We start from the raw sequence: 19,828 nt of genomic DNA, 5'->3' as shown, positions 1-19,828 counted from the left end.
CCTTTTAAAATCTTTATAAACACATTTTTTAAACTAGACACAATCTTAAACCTTAAATTGTTTAATATGCTTAGAATCTACCTTATTTTCAATAGATGTGTTTTTAATTGTTGATCTTGGTTTACTCTCTATAGAACCTCCTTGTGCTACTGCGATATTGGGAAGAGCAAGGCTGAGGAAGAGAATAAAAGACACTAGTAAACTTAAAGAAAAATGCAACCTACTTATTCTTTTTCTCAAAATGGGGGGAACTCCTCTCATCTTTTATTTGAATAACCCATAGCCTTCGAAGTTGCGGGGTTAATACAACATTTTACTAGAAAAGTAAAGACCTCCTTTGAATTTTTTGAAGACTAGCATAATCGTATAAGTATTCTGAATTATTAACAATACAACATTATTGATGATACCATTAAGAACCTAGATGGATAATACTGTAAATAATTATATACATATCGTGGTTTACTAGATTCTATTTCAGATAACTAGCCTCTTCATTGATTGCTTCTTTTTCATGTATGAGTGGGATTATTACTAGCATGGTGGCAGCTGTTAGATTTTATTGGCGATTAAGTTCTTGTTTGCTATAACTGGCTAGAATGGGCTAAACCAAAAAAATTTAGGAAGCGAAGCTAAAGGCCCAGAGAAGTCTGTGATTAAAACCTTGTAAAAATAAGTAAAAAAGAACTAGAATCCTTTTCAAGCGGAGACTAGTTCTTTTTTATAAGATTTTATATTTGTCTTGATCAGATTCCCATCTGTACGGTTTCAGCATTTATATCTAATTTGAAACTTACTTTCTTATCTCCACATCAACTTGAAGAACACGAGGGCCATTTGCACCCTGAAGTACGATCAATGGTTTATTTATCTTATCCGCATGGAACAAAGGTGAAATACTCCAGATATATTCCGTTTGTGTATAGGGGTTCCCTAATTTTTTTATAAGGGACATCTTTTCATCAAACGAAATGGAGTTTGTAATAATTGATTCAATAAAAAAAACTCCTCAATGGTGTATTTTTTACAATTTTTACTTTTGGTATTTTGAACCTTCATGTTCCCACTTTTTCAAGTGTTATTTCTATAGACTTTGCGACAGCTCACGCATTTGTATGGATGGATGGTGAACTATCACGCCTACTATCTGATAACATTCAATCTATCTTAATTAATTTCAACCTTGACAACAATTTATTTACCTTGAACTTGAATGGTTGGAATCGCTGTCCCCTTTACTTGAACCTTAGCTTGATTCGTATCCTTATTATCATGTTGTGTTTTAATTGTAGGTGCTGAGATCTCATTGTTCATGACCGCGCGAATCATCATATTTCCATTTTCCGGATTCGTATCTTGCTTCCAAGCTCCGTTATACAGCTCCCAATTACGGTCATGGAAAGGGCTATTTTGATCAACACCTAGACTTGGCATTGTACCTGTGGATGAAGCCCCAGGCTGTATATAGACTAGATAGAAATCTCCAGTGACAAAAATATTTTTATCTGTTAAATCGACATGAGTCCATTCCCCATTAGTCTGCGCAGCTGCTTCAAACGGACCTGCGATTCTTTTACCAGGAGCTCCGTTAGCACCGGTGGAATCATAAACGGATACTTGAAATCTAGTTGCTCCCGGGCTAGGCCATTCTGTATTCACATTAAAGAGTCCGCCTGTCAGCCAAGATTTCGAGACCCCTCCTTCCAATGACATTCTAACACCAAAGCCATTTTTAGCACCGTACCAAAACGTTGAACTTTCCGATGTTCCATCATCATAGCCGATTTCTCCAGGAAACCCGAAAAACCTTTTCAATTCGACATTCTGTTTGGTTTTCTTTTTCGACTGTAGTGTAATCGAGTAATCTTTATAAACATAATCATTCTTGAACACATGTAACGTATAGGTACCTTCATAGGCTGTGAGTGTAAATCTTCCTTTCTTATCTGTTTTCGCAGGTGTAATGGCCGGATCCTCTACTAAAGTGATGGTGGCATCTGAAATTGGTTTCCCTGTCTCTTGATCCTTGACGACCCCTTCTACTGTTCCTTTCCCTAAAGGTTTAAGAGTAATGTTTGATTGGACGATCCTGTCTTGTGAAATCGAAACTGCTTGGTCTTTGGAATGAAAACCATATGCCTCAGCGCGAAGAGTGAATTCACCTGCCTTATGTGTCATGGAGAACCTTCCATCTGCTGGATTAGTTGCAACTGAGTATCCAGAGTCTAATAGCGTTACCTTTGCACCGATCGGCAATACATCCCGTTGACTTGAAGTATTCTCAACCATTGTAGCCGTCGGAGCTAAAATATTCATATTTGATTGTTTTATTGTATGGATTTCTCCTGTTGTCTTGTTTACCTTACTACCTAGAAGAGGTTTGTCCGTTAAGGATATATCATCCAAGTACCAGCCATCATAAAGTCCTTTTTCTAATCCTGTTACTGATGTAAACATATAGAAGCTGATATAAATTCGCTTTCCAGCATAAGCCGAAAGATTTACTTCTGCATCAATCCATCCATCAGTAGTATACTCAATTGGTAACCCATTTTGAAATTCAGTACCTTCCGTTCTAGTCACTAATTCCCAGTTTTGGCGGTCGGTAGAGACAAGGACCGCTCCGAAATCGTTTGAACCGCCGACACCATCTCGACTAAAGTCATACCACTGCTTATATTGCAGGTATGAATTTCCGCTTTTAGGTATTTCGATCGGAGGCATATGGAGATAAGAATTCGTACTAGGAGCATGAGGACCATCCAAATTGGTTCCATATACGTTTTTTCCTGAGAAAGCTTGGCCAGGTCCTGCTGCTGGGCTGCCCCATTCCCAATCGTTATTCCATCCTTCTGAATACCATCCTTCAGGAACAGCTTCTAAATCTTGAAAATAACCAATTGTAATCGCAGGCTTTACTTCTACATTAAACTCCGGAGAAGTTACTTGATTTTGTCCATAATCAACTATTTTCCACTTATACGTCAACGTACCTTTATTAACATCTTTACCTGGAACTACTGCTTGATAGGTCCCGTTTCTATAATCACCAGCAGTTCTACCGGCTTTTACCGTCATCCATTGTTGACCAGCTAAATACTGAATTTCTACAGTATCTACACTGATGTTGTCTTGCACTTCCACCGTTAATGGCAACACTACTTGGTCGTAAACAAAATCAGGAGAGGTATGCTGATAGGTTGGATTTGCTTTATCTTTTCCATCATATACCACTGAACCTTCAATCTTTCCATTTCCATTATTTGTTTTTATTGCATTGTAGGCATTAATAAATCCATGGCCATACCCATAGTTTGGGGTAGAAGGAAATTCTGTGTCTGTCAATGGGATGGCAGTATTGAACAATATTTCCTCAATTTGGTCAATTGAGAGGGAAGCATTTGCTTGCTTTAACAACGCTACGACTCCTGTAATATGAGGTGTTGCCATTGATGTACCACTCATCAGTTCATAGTCATTGTTAGGTACGGCTGAGCGGATATCGACACCTGGTGCTGAAACATCTGGTTTCATTTCGTCATATGGAGCTGGTCCACGGGAAGAGAACCACGCTAAGGCGTTGTGATCATCCGTTGCCGCAACCGCAAAAGATTCTGGATAGTTCGCTGGAGAGGCAACCGATCCTGCCCCCGCGGAACCAGCATTGCCAGCTGCAAATACTGGGAAGATATTCGCAGCCCGCCAATTTTGAACCATCGGGCGATACCATTCATCTAGTCCAGGACCACCACCCCAGGAGTTGTTTACGACATCCGGGGCTAATTCGGGATGCGGATTACCTTCAGCATCTTTTGGTGCCAAGATCCACTCTCCAGCTTCGAGCAAATCGACATCATAACCACCCAGTTCAGAGAATGCTTTAACCGCAATCCATTTTGCACCTGGGGCAACTCCAATTTTGTTACTCCCATCAGGCTCTGAGCCAACCATGGTCCCAACAGTATGAGTACCATGTTTTAGATCATCATACGGTGTTTCTTTTCCCCCGACGGCATCAAACCAATTTAATTGATGATCGGGTTGATTTGGATTCGCTGGATTAAATCCACGGTATTTTTCCATTAAAACAGGATGGTCCCACTGAACACCTGTATCAATATTGGCTACCACGATCCCTGCTCCATCAATTCCCATATCCCATACTTGAGGGGCTCCGACTCGTTCAACTCCCCATTCAACCGTTGATGAATTTAGATTGGTCTTTTCTTCCTTCGGTTGGATCGGAGTGACTATTTGCCGTGTTTCATTCGGAAGAATTTTAGCTACCTCCGGAAATGCTGCCAATTTGTCCATCACAGCCTTGGTTGCTGTCACCGCTATCGCATTCACAACATAGAATGATTGGACGCTTTTCACATCACCATTTTGCTTTGCTTTCTCCAGATAGTCCATTACCTCAGTCTGAGTTTCCATCGCAGTATTTCGTAATGTCGAAACAACAGCCGAACGAACCTGTAGCTTTGCGCTTACTTCTGTGAGTTTCTGTTTCTTTGCTTTTTCTGCTGCTTCCATTGCTACTTTCGTTGTATCAACCTGATCTTCAAACTTTAATAGAAATGTGATCTGATCCTGATCCTTAAATTGTTTAATAAGCTTAAAATCTACCTTATTTTCAATAGATGTGTTTTTAATTGTTGATCTTGGTTTACTCTCTATAGAACCTCCTTGTGCTACTGCGATATTGGGAAGAGCAAGGCTGAGGAAGAGAATAAAAGACACTAGTAAACTTAAAGAAAAATGCAACCTACTTATTCTTTTTCTCAAAATGGGGGGAACTCCTCTCATCTTTTATTTGAATAACCCATAGCCTTCGAAGTTGCGGGGTTAATACAACATTTTACTAGAAAAGTAAAGACCTCCTTTGAATTTTTTGAAGACTAGCATAATCGTATAAGTATTCTGAATTATTAACAATACATCTTTTTCGATTGAATGATTAAGAAATTAGATGGAAAAAACTGATTATATAAAACATATACAGTTCTTAAACTAAGACAATCGAAAAAAACTGTGCGTTAGTCTTTTTTTAGATTGTGTCGTAAAAAATGGTTATATAATTATATTAATATTGTATAAACAGGAAAATGCGGTGTCTAATATGATAAAGATTATTTTTTGCAGATACGATTTTGATCGTCTTTTTACCATTGAGAGCGGTTGCAGCCAATACTGTAGATTTGACAGATGAGTTGGAAAAATCAAATAATGAAAACTTTAACTATAGAAAAACAGAAAAACCCATATCCCTAAAGATACCGGTTTTTCTGTTTTATTGATTTATGAAATTCTCTTAGTTTAACCCTGCATCAGAAAATTGTGTTACACCTTATTGGATCATTGAGATATGGACCATGAGGTAGTGGCATCATCGACTTCTCTTCTTTTTAAATGGGTAGGTGTTGGTGAAGGATCTGTTATTTTAAAGTTTATTCCACGTAAACTGTATCTATATGCATGTCCAATGCAAAAGTTAATACTTGATTAAAACTAAGACTGCGCTCTCCTTCCGTTTTATTTTTCAACCGATTGATCTTTTGCTGCTAACCAGAAAGATACTGCAATCGAAAGAACGACCACTAATAAGGGGGCATAAAAGATAAGAAATTTTTCTAACATTACTGACGCTCCTTACACATGATTGTTTCGTTTTCCTTGGACATATTCTTTGTTGAACAAAAATAATTTTAGCAGCAAAAACAAGGATGGTAAGAGTAATCCAAGACTGGCAATAAAAACGATAATCAATGAAATCGCCATAGATCTATTCGTAAAACCATCGTAAATGGTTAAATGGGGATACAGTAAATAAGGATAATGAGAGACTCCATAGGCAAAAAAAGCAAGCAGAAATTGGCCAATCATCAGCCAAACGGCCGTCCCATACCCTCGGCGCTTCCAAATCAAATAGGTGGTCCCTACGAAAAAGACAACCGATAAGGCAAACAGCCACCATAAGTTGATTAATCGCTCGTAATGCTCAGGATTATGTCCAGCAAGCTCTACGATAATCCCGGAAGCTGTAATCATCGATGGAACCGCCCAAATGAGAGCATATTTACGCATCAGATTAGCAGCCTGCTCATCTTTTGCATAATGGGCATACCAGGTTAAAAATACTGCTGAAATGTATAGCACTGCTGATAGGCTTAATACGACAATACTCCAGCTTAATGGGCTCATAAACAACTTCCCATAATCAATCAGTGGCCCTGAATTTTCCAGTGTTACGAAGCCTCCTTCAGAAATTGTAAGCACAATCGATAGAGAGGCTGGAATCAGCAATCCAGAAAGTCCATAGAGGACAGCATAGCGTTTATGTTTCAATCCACCGTAAGTGGTAAACGCATAATACGATCCGCGGATCGCCAATAGAATGATGGCAAAGCTTGCAGGTACAAGCAGGATGGTCCCATAGTAGTAGGCTGACTTTGGAAAAAAGCCAACTATCCCTACAAAGAAAAACACGAGGAAAACATTCGTGACTTCCCAAACAGGAGATAAATACCGCTGAATGATTTTAGTCAAGATATGCTGGCGATTGGTGACAATACTATAGGCATTAAAGAATCCCGCTCCAAAATCAATCGAAGCAATGATTACGTACCCAAAAAGAAACAACCATAACACTGATATTCCAATGACTTCAAGCGTCATATCAGGTTACCCTCCCTTCGGATGCACGGTCTGACAATTCCTGTTCAACCGTATTCTTTTTAAACATCCGTGCTAGAACGACCACACTGGCAATTCCAAGGATAAGATATAGGCCAGAGAATAGGACCAGCATTAAATCTACCCCGTCAGCCGTTGTAGCTGCATCTTTGGTCTTCATGATTCCTCGTAAAATCCAAGGCTGACGTCCTACTTCATCCAGCCACCAGCCTGCTTCAATGGCCAAGATTGATAGCGGTCCCCCTAAAACCACCAGCCAGCGGAACCAGTTGGATGAGACCAAACTCCACTTTTTCCAAACTCCGATCAAATAAACACATGATAACAGAGTCATCCACATTCCAATCGTCACCATGGTGTCAAACAGGTAATGGATATAGAGCGGCGGAACTTCATCTTTCCTAAATTGATCAAGTCCGATGACTTCCGAATTAGGATTGCTATGAGCTAAAATACTGAGGGCAAACGGAATTTTAAGCGCATACTCTACTTCCCCATTATCAAGAACACCATACAAAATCAGTGGTGCACCCTCATGTGTTTCAAAATGCCATTCAGCTGCTGCTAATTTCTCTGGCTGGTATTTTGCCAAATATTTTCCGGAGAAATCACCAATAATGGCAGTAGCAATCGAAAAAACCAATCCTAATTTCATCGTCAAAAGCAAAGCTTTTTTGTGATAGATATGGTTAGACCCCTTTAAAAGCCGAAAAGCGGCGATAGACGCCAGAACAAAAGCCGCAGTCATATAGGCTGTCCCAAGAACATGGGCCACTTTTGTCGGCATTGCTGGATTAAACATGGCCACAATCGGACTCACATTGACCACCTGCCCCTTTACCAAATCAAACCCCTGGGGAGCATTCATAAATGCATTGACAATCGTGATAAAAACAGCTGAAAAAGAAGCGCCAATTGCAACAGGAATCAATAGAAGCAGATGCTTTTTCTGATTCTCAAATCGTTCCCATGTATAAAGATAGATACCTAAAAAAATCGCTTCAAAGAAAAACGCAAAGGTTTCCATAAATAACGGCAAAGCAATTATATTCCCCGCCAATTCCATAAAACTCGGCCAAAGCAGTGAAAGCTGTAAGCCAATTGCGGTGCCTGTCACCACACCGACTGCAACCGTTATCACATAGCCGCGGGTCCAGCGTCTGGCTAATAAGATATAGTGTTCATCCTGTTTTTTTATCCCTACCCATTGGGCAATCATGATCATCAATGGAATTCCAACGCCAATGGTTGCATAGATGATATGAAACGATAATGTTAATTCTGTGAGGACACGGCTGAAAAATACCGCTTCTTCATTTACCATTTTGCCAATCACCTTTCTCTAGCCCGAAAAAATCCGTCCAATGAACGATAGACCTATAATAAATGCAACAAAAAAACTCAACCAAACTAATACACGTTCCTGTTTCTTATAGATTTTTATCACTCCCGAAACGTACTCACTTACATTATCGTTCCCAAAATTACCGGCCCCAAAACTCTTACCGTAGGAAACTCTCCTTTTGACCCTATTACCTCTACTGTTTCGTTTGCCGCAAATTCTCCAGGCTGAGAAAGATTTCTTAATACAGTTAATTCAGCACCCTCCCCAAATAATGCCTTAACATGTTCTGGCTTTAAGTGAATATGTGTGCTTGAAACTCCTACTGGAATCAATATAACATCCCATGCCTTTTTTCCACTTCTGATAATAATGGTTGCCATTATACATTTCGAACATACCCACGCGCAGCATTACACCAACAGAGTCAGACCACTCATAATACTTTAAAGCGTTAATGCACTCCAGGTCTGTCCCCTCCTCCACCTCAAAGGCAAAAATAAACAATAATAGCAGCCGGCTCCGCTGCTCTCCCTTTGTGTTTTATTCTTTTAGTATTTTAATCTTTTGATTTTCCGATTTTCGGCTTGTTTGGTATGGAGAAATTGTTCAAAGATAAAAGGATTTGAATTCATCTCCGAAACATTTACGAGATATTTGTGGGTTTGTCCATAGTGTTACTCCATAAGATTCTGAAGTTTATAAAATACTTGTTGTAGAAATGTTGGAAGAGGCTGGCGTTAATCTTCTAGTACACAATTTCGTAGAACATGTTGAAACAAAAGACAACACGATAAATTACGTTGAAATCTCGTCAAAATTTGGCCGTCATCAAATTCAAGGCAGCATTTTTATCGACACAACGGGTGATGCTGTCTACAGGACCTGCGGAAGATGAAGTACTTATCAATATGACAAGAGTTCAAGGTTTAGATGCTACAAAAGTGGAAGATTTAACGAAAGCTGAATATGAAGGTAAAAAGCAAGTTTTAATGGTTGCTGACTTTTTAAAAGAATGGATACCAGGATTTGAACAAGTTTTCATTTCAAGTGTAGGTGCTCAAATAGGAATTCGCGAGTCGAGTATTATTGAAGGTAAATACATCTTACAAAAAGAGGATGTGATAATGGCTTTAAAATTTGATGATGTTATTGCTAGAAGTGAATACCAAATTGATATTCACGCTCCTAGTGGAAAAGGAATGGAGATTGGATGGGTAAAGGATAATGGAGTTTTTGATGTTCCTTATTGCTGTTTAGTACCTAAGAAGATTACCAATCTTTTAGTAGCAGGTAGATGTATGTTTGCTTCTCATGAGGCATTAGCTGCGACACGTTTAACTCCTAGTGCTATGGCTACTGGATAAGCAGCCGAGACAGCAGCTTCACTTGCTTTAGACACTAAAGTAAATCCAGCAGACATAAATATTAAACAACTGCAAAAAGAACTATTGAAAGATGATGTAGTACTTTATTAATTAGAACTAAAAAATCATCAATAAAATCCGAGTTAAGATGTTTATAAATCAGCTTGACTCGGATTTTCCCTTATTCTCTAGTCTTATTTTATATAGCTGCTCCGTTAGCTTTAGTACAATTCTTTACAATCTTCTCTATACTTTAACATTATATCTAATTTCCTTATAAAGTTTTATTCCACAATCTGGCCAGATAAAGAAGGACGCCTTCTTCAAGAATGGCGCTATATTATAGAAGATAGATCACTAAAATTCAAAAGAGACCTTCGATTAAAACCCTTGTTCATTGAATTAGTATAGTGTTTTTACTCAACCTTAATACGCTTGTTTCATCAGCTCTATAATTTTGGAAGTTATTTTTTCTCGCATTTCCCCATGTTTTTCTTTTTCATAATGAAACTTTTTATCCAACCACAATTCTTTTGGATATTGCCATACTGGCATTTTTAGTCTTCCTCTGGTTCCCATGTGTATCTTGGGAATATGAGCGCATACATCCCTATTTCCATAAATTGAATAATTTACTTTATTTAGTTAACCATGTTGGGTTCATACTTTAATTTGAACGTGCGTATTACAACATACGAAAAATTATTGAATTTCCCTCTGAGTAATGCTTTGTTCTCTTCGGTATATTTGCTTATAGAACTTATGATCAGAAAAACAGAAAAACCCATATCCCTAAAGATACCGGTTTTTCTGTTTTATTGATTTATGAAATTCTCTTAGTTTAACATTCATCAGAAAATCGTGTTGACACCTAGAGAAGTCGATGTTGCCACTACCTCATGGTCGATATCATATTGCTTATATAAATTTTAGCTTAGGCCAGCTTTTGTTAATCCATACGCTTTGTCAGCTGATCCTGGTTCCGTTTGGAAAGCAACATTAACACGGTTCCAAGCATTAATTGCCATAACTGAGAAGGTAAGATCTGATAACTCTTTTTCTGAAAACTGACCACGAACACGGTCATAAAGGTCATCAGGTACACCATGCTCAGGCATCTTTGTCAAAATCTCTGTCCATGCTAGTGCCGCACGCTCACGTGGACTAAATAGTGTTGATTCACGCCAAATTGGGATGTGATAAAGACGAAGCTCTCTCTCTCCATGGATTTTAGCTTCTTTAACGTGCATATCTAAGCAAAAGCCGCATCCATTCATTTGTGAAGCTCTGATGTGAACTAAATGACGGGTTGATTCTTCAATTGAACTTTCCTTCTCTTGCATGCTAAGTTCCATCAATTTTTTAAAAAATTCTGGTGATTCTTTCATATAATTAATACGTTCAGTCATAATTCGTATACCTCTCTTTTCCTTATTAATTGTAATCAATGTATAAACATGTAACTGTAAATACACAATTAGAAGGTCAATCAGTAAAGATTATTCCCGAATTAAAAGTACCTTATCCGATATCATCTTCACCTTCATTTGCCTTCAAATATATAACGACTAAGTGTCCCATTCTGTGACAAGCAGCCTATTAGAATTAGATTGGTTCGTTCTTATTCAATGATTATCCCTACGTTTACCTACCAGTTACAATCCCCCTTGATTAATTATTGTTTAAATTCAGATGAAGTATTAGTTGATCTTTTGGAAGCAGCTAACCTTTTGCAATACTGCTTCCTTTACTTCTCCATCTACGCCTATATAACGACTAAGTGATTCATTCTGTGACAAGGTGTTCAATTAAAAGGGTTATTAAAAAAATTCTCCTTCTTTTTTATTAAGGTTAATCGTTTTTCCATATTATTTTAAAGGTATACATATATGGAATGTAGTTGGAAATGTTATATATGTTAAAGATTTATTTAAGAAAAAAATACTATATTTTGTCACAAAATTGTTACATCAGCTCGTTTTATATGAAGCCAATGCTACGAATTAGTGAATGGTAGAAAGAGAATGGAAGTGAAAATATGCAAGAAATGTACGAAAAATATAAAAAGTTGCTTTTTAAACTCGCCTACCAACTGACAGGATCTGTTTCAGATGCGGAAGATGTTGTCCATGACGTTTTTTTAAAATTATATGACGTACCTCCGGAGAAGTTGGGTGAACCTAAAGCTTATCTTTGTAAAATGGTAACAAATCGATGTTATGATTTACAAAAAACAGCTCGCAAGAAGCGAGAACAATATTTTGGAGAATGGCTTCCTGAACCCTTATCTAATTCTGAAGAAGATTCAATGGACTCAGTCATCCGTGACGATGAATTGTCTTATGGGATACTTGTGCTACTTGAAAAGCTTACACCAACGGAACGTGTCGTTTTTGTCCTTCGTGAAGCACTTAGCTTTGAATATCATGAGATAGCAGAACACATAGAAAAAAGCGAAGCGAATTGCCGCAAAATATTCAGCCGTGCAAATGCAAAGATGGGGATTAATTCTGAAGAGGAAGTTCATTCTGAAGCTGCTTCTCAAGATTTAGTTCATGATTTTATCATAGCACTCAAACAAGGGAACCTGAATCAGGTCATATCTATGCTTGATCAAAATGTTGTACTGGTCTCAGATGGCGGTGGCAAAGTAACGGCCGCTGTTGAACCAATTGAAACACGAGATTATGTTGCAGAGTTTCTGTTTGGCCCTCTACGTCAGGCATCAATGATTGAAGGAATATCACATATTGAAATCAGTCAAATTAACGGACAACCCGCTCTTATTCTTCGTTCTAACGAAGGTATTCACACAGTCGGGATGATTCATGTCGAAAATAATAGGATTCGCAACATATATATGGTCCGGAATCCAGACAAGCTGAAACATGTAAGAATATGAAATAATTTATTACAAAAGACACACAAAGAGATCGTATAAAATCAAATATATCAAACGAACAAGATTGGCCCATGGAGATTGTAATAGCAGCGGATGATTACCTTTCATTATCTTATAAATACCTAAAAAGCTTAAAGGGCTAGTAGATAGCCGTTTAAGCTTTTTTAATTTTTATTTAGTAAGATCTTTTGTATCTCATTTCTTAACTTGAAAAGAATGGGTAGGAGAAATGTCTTTCGTTTTATTTGATTGAATATGCAATCTTGTAAAATTCAATTTGATTCACTTTTTTATTAATTCTATATTAGCGTTTAGAATTAGATTGTTCTAAACTACTTTCTAACAACAAAAACCTACCTTCAAAATAAAAAAATGAAAGTAGGTTTTCGTAACTTTACTCAAACTTACTATTTAATATCTCTTCAATTCTCAACAATTCTTCATTTGAAAACTCTAGATTCATTAATGCCCCAACATTTTCTTCAATTTGACTCACTTTACTAGCACCAATAATGGCTGACGTTATACGTCCGCCTCTTAATACCCATGCAAGTGACATTTGAGCAAGACTCTGTCCTCGTTCTGCTGCGATATCATTTAGTCGATTCGCTTTATTAACAAATTCTTCCGTTACTTGATTTTTTCTTAAGAAACTAGTTGAACTAGCGGCTCTCGAATCAGCAGGAATCCCATTTAGGTATTTGTTCGTTAATAATCCTTGGGCTAATGGAATGTAAGCAATAGAACCAACACCATTTTCTTCTAAAACATCCTGTAAACCATCTTCTATCCAACGGTTAAACATTGAATAGTTTGGTTGATGTAATAATAGAGGCGTTCCGAGATTATCAAGGATTTTAATGGCCTGAGACGTTTGTTCTGGATTGTAATTAGAAAGCCCCACATATAATGCCTTTCCTTGACGGACGATAAGGTCTAAAACGCCCATGGTTTCTTCAAGTGGAGTATTCGGATCTGGACGATGTGAATAATAAATATCTACATATTCTAATCCCATACGCTTTAAACTTTGATCAAGACTTGAAATAAGATACTTCTTTGACCCCCAATCTCCATACGGTCCATCCCACATTTTGAAACCAGCCTTAGTTGAAATAATTAATTCATCCCGATAAGGAGCAAAATCATTTTTTAAAACGGAACCTAACATTTCTTCTGCAGAACCTGCCGGTGGCCCATAGTTATTTGCTAAATCAAAGTGAGTGATACCTAAGTCAAATGCCTTACGTAGCATAGCACGACCATTTTCAAAAGGATCAACGCCTCCGAAGTTATGCCACAATCCTAAAGAAATTGCAGGAAGTAAGAGTCCGGAATTTCCAGTTCGATTGTATTTCATACTTTCATATCGATTTTCATTAGCTTGATATACCATGTAATATCCCCTTTTTCTTATTAAATTGGCTTCTCCTAAAAGTTCATTTATGAGCCTGTTTGTTTAATTTTGTACAAGTTTTAAAAAAATTGTTATTTTCAATTCCCCTAAGTGTGGTTCCCTAGTTTCACTCCATCCATTGATCACACTCTCATATATAACGAATCTGACATTACTTTTGTGACAATTCACTTTTTCACTTGAAAAGGTTGAGTTCAACGCGTCGTTAAAAAACAACCTTTCCAAAAATGGAGAGGTTGTTTTTTAGTTTAGTTTTTAATTTGAACTCTTTTGTATGGTGCATAATAAATTTATTAATTTCTATTTTGAATTAAAAGACGAAGCAATCCAAATCACAGAACCCGCTGCCGTGATGATGGTGATGATTACAGGTATGTAGATGGCTCTTATGAGACATTAACCCACTTCCTCCAATTTTAGAATTATTATCATATCCTCCAAAGTAATTGTATGGTGACCAGTCAGGACTAGCTTTCGGAGCTGGAGGCGATAGTCTTTGAAATTCGACAGACCCATAGACGATCTTTCCGCCGACTACTGTTAATACCGACTCGATATGCTTGATTTCTTCATCCGATACATCGAAGAAATTAGCGGAAAGTATCGATAAGTCTGCATATTGGCCTTCTTTGATTTGTCCCTTTAAATCTTCCTCTGCAGAGAACCATGCATTTCCAGCAGTATACATAGAAAGAGCTTGTTGTCGCTCTAATCGATTAGAAGCTGGATACAGACTTAACCCGCCAACTGTTTTTCCAGTGACCAACCAATACAAGGAAACCCAAGGGTTGTAGCTGGCCACCCGTGTAGCATCTGTACCCACACCTACATTCAAACCAGCTGAAAGCATCTTTGTTATAGGAGGAGTGTTTTCAGCAGCTTGAGAACCATATCTATCTACAAAATATTCTCCTTGGAATGCCATTCGATTTTGTACAGCTATCGAACCTCCTAATTCAACTACACGTTCTAAGTCCTGTTCTCGAATTGTTTCGGCGTGGTCCAATATCCAGCGTAAATCTTTGAATGGTACTTCTTTGTTCACTCTTTCAAAAACATCTAGGAATCGCGAAATCGATTCACCATACGTTGCGTGTAAGCGGAATGGCCAACGATTCTGAACGAGATGCTCCGTTACCTTAAATAAATCCGAGTCCATTACAGCTGGCAGTTCGGGGCGGGGTTCGACAAAATCCTCAAAATCCGCTGCGCTATAAACAAGCATCTCACCAGCACCATTGTGCCGATAGTAAGGACTACCAGTATATGGTTTAGTACTGGACGTCCATGTTTTAAAGTCGTCTAGCTCCTGATCTGGATGTTGTGTAAATAGGTTATACGCAGTACGGACTGTTATATCGCCAAGCTTATCCAATTCCTCAAAAACCTGATAATCATCAGGGTAATTCTGGGCACCGCCGCCAGCGTCTATTACACTAGTGATACCAAACCGGTTCAATTCCCTCATAAATAAACGTGTTGAATTCATTTGGTCTTGAAATGACAACTTTGGTCCACGTGCTAAAGTTGCATATAATATCGATGCATTTGGCCGAGCAATAAGCATTCCAGTTGGATTGCCTTTTTTGTCACGTTGTATCTCTCCTCCAGGAGGGTTAGGTGTATCCTTTGTATATCCAACTGCACGAAGAGCTGCCTTATTCAAGAATGCTTGACGGTATAAATTAAGAATAAATACAGGTGTATCCGGAGCAATCCGATTAATTTCCTCCAAGGTCGGCATTCGACGTTCCTGAAATTGAAACTCAGTCCAGCCGCCAACTACCCGAACCCAATGAGGTGCAGGAGTTCGGTCCACTTGTTGTTTCAACTTGCGCAAGGCATCAGCCACTGATGGAACTCCATCCCAACGCAGCTCTAAGTTAAAATTTAATCCTCCGCGTATGAGATGAATGTGGGAGTCATTTAATCCAGGGATCAGAAGTCGTTGATTTGCATCAATCACTTTAGTTGATGATCCTTTGTATTGCATTACTTCAGATTCGTTACCCACAGCTAAGAAACGGTCACCCCTAATCGCAACTGCTGTAGCCATCGGATTTGCTTTGTCCATCGTCACAATATTTGCATTGTAAATCAATATTTCTGCCTCAACAGTGTTTGTTTCTAGTGACATAATCTATTTACCTCCTTATAAAATAATGTTTAGTTAACAATCATTGATGGTTCAACCATATCTTAATCCAAGGAACAAGCCGTTGCCCTAAGAACATTCCAACTAGACCAATTAACCCTAGCATAGGGGGAGCGGGAGACGGAATACGAAGTGATTGAAAAATTAAGCCAATGATGATACCTGTACCTAAAGCTAAAAAAACAGAACCCATTAACTATCTACCTCCTAAAGTGATTAGTTTTTTTGCTGACCATTCCGCCTGTTTAAGTCTAATAAAATAGTTAGGAAACTATCAATATTGTTTTTCCTATAGGACACATAGGTAAAATCTATGAAATATATAGTAAAACGAATTATAGTCTCCGCCTATGGGATTTATAGAAAATTTGCAATTGATTAAAGAAATGGTATTCAAATACTATAAATTAGAACAGCACTTCATAATCTGTGAATTCTGCTGTATCTAATATAACGAAAGTAGGAATTTAAAATGTTTCACGCCAATTCTGATTTGCTCACTCCCGATAACTCTGTAGTAATCCTTATTGATCATCAGCCTCAAATGCTTTTCGGGGTACAGAGCAACGATCGACAAACTATTATTAACAACACGGTGGGATTAGCTAAAACAGCGAAAGTGTTCAATGTACCACTTATACTAACTACGGTTGCTTCGGATACATTCTCAGGCCCACTACAGCCACAAGTCCAAGAAGTTTTCCCTGAACAAAAACCGATAGACCGTACTAGCATGAATGCATGGGAAGATGAAAACTTTTTGGAAGCTGTAAAAAAGACGGGGCGTAAGAAATTGGTTATTGCAGCCTTATGGACCGAAGTGTGTCTGGCTCTACCCACAATTTCTGCACTTAAAGATGGTTACGAGGTTTATATTGTAACAGACGCCTCTGGTGGTACATCTGTTGAGGCGCACAGTATGTCCATTCAACGTATGATTCAAGCTGGTGCTATTCCGGTTACATGGGAGAGTGTCCTATTGGAATATCAGCGTGATTGGAGTCGTCAAGCTAGTTACGATGCTGTCATGGATATCGTAATGGACCACGGTGGAGCCTACGGGTCGGGTGTATTATATGCCCATACAATGTTTGGTGGACACGAAGGAAATTAGAAATCCTAACATCATATAAGTGGATATATTTGCTATGTTCAAATATCTACATATATTCCAAGTCATGGAAGCAACCATGCAAGCTGTGAATCGATAGATATTTCTATTATTTACGGTTTAAAAAAACAGTCTAAGCCCGTTATTTCACGGACTTAGGCTGCTTAAATTGAATTATTTTTAACTTTGGATACTTGATAAGGGTATGTCATGATTTTTCAGACTAACCTTTTCTATTCTATAAAATCTTGCAAGGAGGTAAATTTTTGAAAAGTGATTTCAACTTGAATGAATCCATTATAACCGTAATCCTTTTCTGGTGTTCGTTAGTGGTTGTATCCTCTTTATATCTTACCATTCCGTTGGTTCCAGTAATTTCCAGAACCTATGAAGTGACCTTATCACAAGCTGCTTGGACAAGCAGTGCCTTTTCTTTGTCATTTGCTATTGGAGGTCTTATATTTGGCATTTTGTCCGACCGATACGGAAGAAAACACTTGATGATAACCGGGCTGATTTTACTTATAGTTGTAACTCCTTTAATAGGGAGTGCCAGTAGTTTTTCTTCGTTTGTCATACTTCAAGCTGTCGAAGGGCTAGCGGCATCCATGTTTCCCCCTTCTGTTTTAGCTCTGGGAATGGAGATTTTCCCATCTAATAAAAGGGGAACAATCATCGGATTTATTAGTACTGCATTTTTAATGGCCGCTATTGTAGGTCAACTCTTTAGTAGCTTCGTAATTCTAAAACTAGATTGGTCTTATACATACTATATTTTATTTGTGATTTATTTGATATCTGCTATTTTAATTGCTTATTTTATACCAAGGGATGGAAACCAAAAGCCCGAAGGGACGCTATTCTCTACTTTTTTTAAGGTTGGAGCAATATTAAAACAAAATAGTCTACCAATTTGTTATATTGTTTCATCAGTGATCTTTATTTCACTAGTTGGCTATTATACAACCCTAGAAAGTTATCTACGCGGTCCTGACTTTGGATTAAACCACTGGGAAATTCTATTGATTAGAGCTGTTGGTATTATTGGGATGTTCATCTCTCCATTTGCGGGCCGTCTGGTTGCTAAATTTGGATTTAAAAATATCTTATGGACTGGTTTAACACTATCTGGTATTGGTTTAGGAATCCAGGGGTTTACTTCAGATTTATATTTACTTTTAATTATGAGTGTCTTATTTGTTACCGGTATTTCCTTGACTCTTCCTACTATAATCTCATTGATTGGACAGTTAGCCGGACATTCCCGTGGTACCGCTGTTTCATTTCATATGTTTATGGCTTTTACAGGTGCCTCTATCGGACCTATTGTATCAATCGAATTAGTCAAAATCGGCGGTCATTTGATTACGTTTGCATCATTGGCCGGAATACTATTTCTAAGCCTCATTATTCCGTTCTTCATCCGAATTGAAAAAGAAAATTAGACATCGAGACAAGGCGGATCCGGTATCTCTTAGGGATTTTTCCTTTTATTGCAAGCCCAAACAATTGATAAAAGAACACTCTCTGATTTAGGACAAATTAATCTCACAAATTAATTTGTCTTTTTTGATTATATGCATGGCTTCTAATTCCGAAATAATGGATCTAGTTGTAACATAAGAATTGGTAAACCATAATCAGCCATGAGTCTATTCAACTCCTAGCTAATTATGGTTCACCAATCTTTTTACTTCATTTATTATTTTAATGTTTTTTCGTGTCTTTTAACCTATTAATAAAATCACGCGCCGCATAACTTAAAATTTTATCATCACGGTGAATAAGATTAATATCTTGACTTGGTATTGGATCAACAATACGAACCACGCTTAATGAATCTTCCTTTATAAAATCAACAATTGAGATTGGTACTATGGCGACCCCAAAGCCATTACGTACTAGACTCAATAGAGAAAACAAAGATTTCGTTACTATACTTACTTCACATAATGATAATCCTAAAGTTTTAAGATATACATCAATCACCTCGCGACAACTGGTTGAAACCATTATTCTATTAAGCCCTACTAATTCTTGAAAGGTAACAAATGGTTTTTTATCCAAAGGATGATTTTTTTCCACAACAAGAACGAACTCTTGACTATACAAAAGAGTGATTGTTAATGTATCAGGAACCTGTGAACTACGTGTAATTCCAATATCAATATTATTTTCAACTATTTGGTTTACAACATCTTCTGATTCTATGATTTTCACAAAGATGTTAGGATAAAACTGGTGAAACTGCGTAATTTGAGGTGTTAAATAGTTGAGGTCCTCTAATAATCCCCCTACGGTAATGAAACCTTTTTTCATACCTTTTAATTCAAAGAATTCATTATGTGCTTCATCAAGCAGCTGCATGATCGATACACCTTTATCAAATAGTATCTGACCAGCATCTGTAATCTTGATGCCTCTACCAATTCGATTAAATAACGGTATATTAAGTTCACCTTCTAAGACACGTATTTGCTGACTTAAAGTTGGTTGTGAAACACGCAAAACCTCCGAAGCTTTAGTAAAACTACCACTATTACAAATTTGCATAAAATACTCCAGCTGACGTAATTCTATGATGAAACCTCCTCCTAAGAACACTAAACTTATCTACTTTTAGACACACTCAAAAAAGACTGCTTGGCGTCATCATTCTGCGTACATTGACAATGGGGCGAAAAGCAAAAAGAATGGTGAAGCTGATAGAAAAATGCAGATAGCTTCCCAAGGGAGGCTATCTGCATTTTTTTCTTCTGTAAGTAACCTAATTCCATCCCGACCACTTTAACTCCGGAGATCCCTATGGTTCTTTAAAATTACCACAATTTTGCAGGGCTC

The 19,828-nt window shown here is 37.8% G+C and carries 16 protein-coding genes and 1 pseudogene; 5 read left to right on the top strand and 12 right to left on the bottom strand.

Going from position 1 to position 19,828, the window contains the following annotated elements:
- Nucleotides 1-45 precede the first annotated feature (45 nt).
- From QFZ31_RS01560 to QFZ31_RS01540, 6 genes and pseudogenes are all read right to left on the bottom strand, one after another.
- Nucleotides 46-240: a hypothetical protein gene (locus QFZ31_RS01560; RefSeq protein ID WP_307300335.1), complete on the bottom strand. Its 195-nt coding sequence runs from the start codon at nt 238-240 to the stop codon at nt 46-48.
- Between the two features lie 954 nt (nt 241-1,194).
- On the bottom strand, nt 1,195-4,785 hold the full coding sequence (locus QFZ31_RS01555) for a S8 family serine peptidase (protein WP_307300333.1): 3,591 nt from the start codon (nt 4,783-4,785) through the stop codon (nt 1,195-1,197).
- 747 nt (nt 4,786-5,532) lie between these two features.
- Nucleotides 5,533-5,637: a cytochrome bd oxidase small subunit CydS gene (gene cydS, locus QFZ31_RS33740; RefSeq protein ID WP_373459811.1), complete on the bottom strand. Its 105-nt coding sequence runs from the start codon at nt 5,635-5,637 to the stop codon at nt 5,533-5,535.
- A gap of 12 nt (nt 5,638-5,649) precedes the next feature.
- The gene (locus QFZ31_RS01550; RefSeq protein WP_307300332.1) at nt 5,650-6,675 is read right to left on the bottom strand and encodes a cytochrome d ubiquinol oxidase subunit II; all 1,026 of its coding nucleotides are present in this window, start codon (nt 6,673-6,675) and stop codon (nt 5,650-5,652) included.
- Between the two features lies 1 nt (nt 6,676).
- Complete coding sequence (locus QFZ31_RS01545) at nt 6,677-8,017, bottom strand: cytochrome ubiquinol oxidase subunit I (RefSeq protein ID WP_307300331.1); 1,341 nt, start codon at nt 8,015-8,017, stop codon at nt 6,677-6,679.
- A gap of 161 nt (nt 8,018-8,178) precedes the next feature.
- A pseudogene (locus QFZ31_RS01540) lies at nt 8,179-8,418 on the bottom strand (PduL/EutD family phosphate acyltransferase); the annotation flags it as partial.
- A gap of 338 nt (nt 8,419-8,756) precedes the next feature.
- Here QFZ31_RS01540 and QFZ31_RS33735 point away from each other — a divergent pair.
- On the top strand, nt 8,757-8,933 hold the full coding sequence (locus QFZ31_RS33735; RefSeq protein ID WP_373459810.1) for an FAD-dependent oxidoreductase: 177 nt from the start codon (nt 8,757-8,759) through the stop codon (nt 8,931-8,933).
- Nucleotides 8,905-9,402 (top strand): FAD-dependent oxidoreductase, encoded by a 498-nt coding sequence (locus tag QFZ31_RS01535; protein WP_373459809.1) that lies wholly within the window; start codon nt 8,905-8,907, stop codon nt 9,400-9,402. The genes QFZ31_RS33735 and QFZ31_RS01535 overlap by 29 nt, the downstream gene beginning before the upstream one ends.
- A 426-nt stretch (nt 9,403-9,828) precedes the next feature.
- Here the strand turns inward: QFZ31_RS01535 and QFZ31_RS01530 are convergent, their stop codons facing one another.
- Nucleotides 9,829-9,957 carry a hypothetical protein gene (locus tag QFZ31_RS01530; RefSeq protein WP_307300326.1) on the bottom strand — a complete coding sequence of 43 codons (129 nt, stop codon included), beginning with the start codon at nt 9,955-9,957 and terminating at the stop codon, nt 9,829-9,831.
- Nucleotides 9,958-10,331: 374 nt separating this feature from the next.
- Entirely contained in the window at nt 10,332-10,811 is a 480-nt protein-coding gene (locus tag QFZ31_RS01525; RefSeq protein ID WP_307300323.1) for a carboxymuconolactone decarboxylase family protein, read from the bottom strand.
- A gap of 629 nt (nt 10,812-11,440) precedes the next feature.
- On the opposite strand from QFZ31_RS01525, the gene sigJ reads away from it, so the two are divergent.
- Nucleotides 11,441-12,304 carry an RNA polymerase sigma factor SigJ gene (gene sigJ, locus QFZ31_RS01520; protein ID WP_307300320.1) on the top strand — a complete coding sequence of 288 codons (864 nt, stop codon included), beginning with the start codon at nt 11,441-11,443 and terminating at the stop codon, nt 12,302-12,304.
- Between the two features lie 394 nt (nt 12,305-12,698).
- Here sigJ and mgrA read toward each other — a convergent pair whose 3' ends face one another.
- The 3 genes from mgrA to QFZ31_RS01505 all read right to left on the bottom strand — a co-directional run bounded on the left by mgrA (nt 12,699) and on the right by QFZ31_RS01505 (nt 16,069).
- On the bottom strand, nt 12,699-13,700 hold the full coding sequence (mgrA, locus tag QFZ31_RS01515) for an L-glyceraldehyde 3-phosphate reductase (RefSeq protein WP_307300317.1): 1,002 nt from the start codon (nt 13,698-13,700) through the stop codon (nt 12,699-12,701).
- A 331-nt stretch (nt 13,701-14,031) separates the two neighbouring features.
- Nucleotides 14,032-15,858 (bottom strand): amidohydrolase, encoded by a 1,827-nt coding sequence (locus QFZ31_RS01510; protein WP_307300314.1) that lies wholly within the window; start codon nt 15,856-15,858, stop codon nt 14,032-14,034.
- A 40-nt stretch (nt 15,859-15,898) separates the two neighbouring features.
- Nucleotides 15,899-16,069, bottom strand: a complete 171-nt coding sequence (locus QFZ31_RS01505; protein ID WP_307300312.1) for a XapX domain-containing protein — start codon at nt 16,067-16,069, stop codon at nt 15,899-15,901.
- A 279-nt stretch (nt 16,070-16,348) separates the two neighbouring features.
- Between QFZ31_RS01505 and QFZ31_RS01500 the strand changes: the two genes are divergently transcribed.
- Nucleotides 16,349-16,990 carry a hydrolase gene (locus QFZ31_RS01500; protein ID WP_307300310.1) on the top strand — a complete coding sequence of 214 codons (642 nt, stop codon included), beginning with the start codon at nt 16,349-16,351 and terminating at the stop codon, nt 16,988-16,990.
- Nucleotides 16,991-17,253: 263 nt separating this feature from the next.
- Nucleotides 17,254-18,432, top strand: coding sequence for an MFS transporter (locus QFZ31_RS01495; protein WP_307300307.1), 1,179 nt, complete (start codon nt 17,254-17,256; stop codon nt 18,430-18,432).
- A 262-nt stretch (nt 18,433-18,694) separates the two neighbouring features.
- Here QFZ31_RS01495 and QFZ31_RS01490 read toward each other — a convergent pair whose 3' ends face one another.
- Nucleotides 18,695-19,567 carry a LysR family transcriptional regulator gene (locus QFZ31_RS01490; RefSeq protein ID WP_307311308.1) on the bottom strand — a complete coding sequence of 291 codons (873 nt, stop codon included), beginning with the start codon at nt 19,565-19,567 and terminating at the stop codon, nt 18,695-18,697.
- Nucleotides 19,568-19,828 lie beyond the last annotated feature (261 nt).

Source organism: Neobacillus niacini, assembly GCF_030817595.1.
Lineage (GTDB): Bacteria > Bacillota > Bacilli > Bacillales > Cytobacillaceae > Neobacillus > Neobacillus niacini_G.
The sequence above is the reverse complement of the archived record's forward strand: the minus strand, read 5'-3'. Positions and strand labels throughout refer to the sequence as shown.

Bases quoted from the DNA above. Each gene is read 5' to 3' on its own strand.
- cydS (WP_373459811.1), bottom strand. From the start codon at position 5,637: ATGTTAGAAAAATTTCTTATCTTTTATGCCCCCTTATTAGTGGTCGTT.
- QFZ31_RS01550 (WP_307300332.1), bottom strand. From the start codon at position 6,675: ATGACGCTTGAAGTCATTGGAATATCAGTGTTATGGTTGTTTCTTTTT.
- QFZ31_RS01545 (WP_307300331.1), bottom strand. From the start codon at position 8,017: ATGGTAAATGAAGAAGCGGTATTTTTCAGCCGTGTCCTCACAGAATTA.
- QFZ31_RS33735 (WP_373459810.1), top strand. From the start codon at position 8,757: ATGTTGGAAGAGGCTGGCGTTAATCTTCTAGTACACAATTTCGTAGAA.
- QFZ31_RS01535 (WP_373459809.1), top strand. From the start codon at position 8,905: ATGCTGTCTACAGGACCTGCGGAAGATGAAGTACTTATCAATATGACA.
- QFZ31_RS01530 (WP_307300326.1), bottom strand. From the start codon at position 9,957: ATGCCAGTATGGCAATATCCAAAAGAATTGTGGTTGGATAAAAAGTTT.
- QFZ31_RS01525 (WP_307300323.1), bottom strand. From the start codon at position 10,811: ATGACTGAACGTATTAATTATATGAAAGAATCACCAGAATTTTTTAAA.
- sigJ (WP_307300320.1), top strand. From the start codon at position 11,441: ATGCAAGAAATGTACGAAAAATATAAAAAGTTGCTTTTTAAACTCGCC.
- mgrA (WP_307300317.1), bottom strand. From the start codon at position 13,700: ATGGTATATCAAGCTAATGAAAATCGATATGAAAGTATGAAATACAAT.
- QFZ31_RS01510 (WP_307300314.1), bottom strand. From the start codon at position 15,858: ATGTCACTAGAAACAAACACTGTTGAGGCAGAAATATTGATTTACAAT.
- QFZ31_RS01505 (WP_307300312.1), bottom strand. From the start codon at position 16,069: ATGGGTTCTGTTTTTTTAGCTTTAGGTACAGGTATCATCATTGGCTTA.
- QFZ31_RS01500 (WP_307300310.1), top strand. From the start codon at position 16,349: ATGTTTCACGCCAATTCTGATTTGCTCACTCCCGATAACTCTGTAGTA.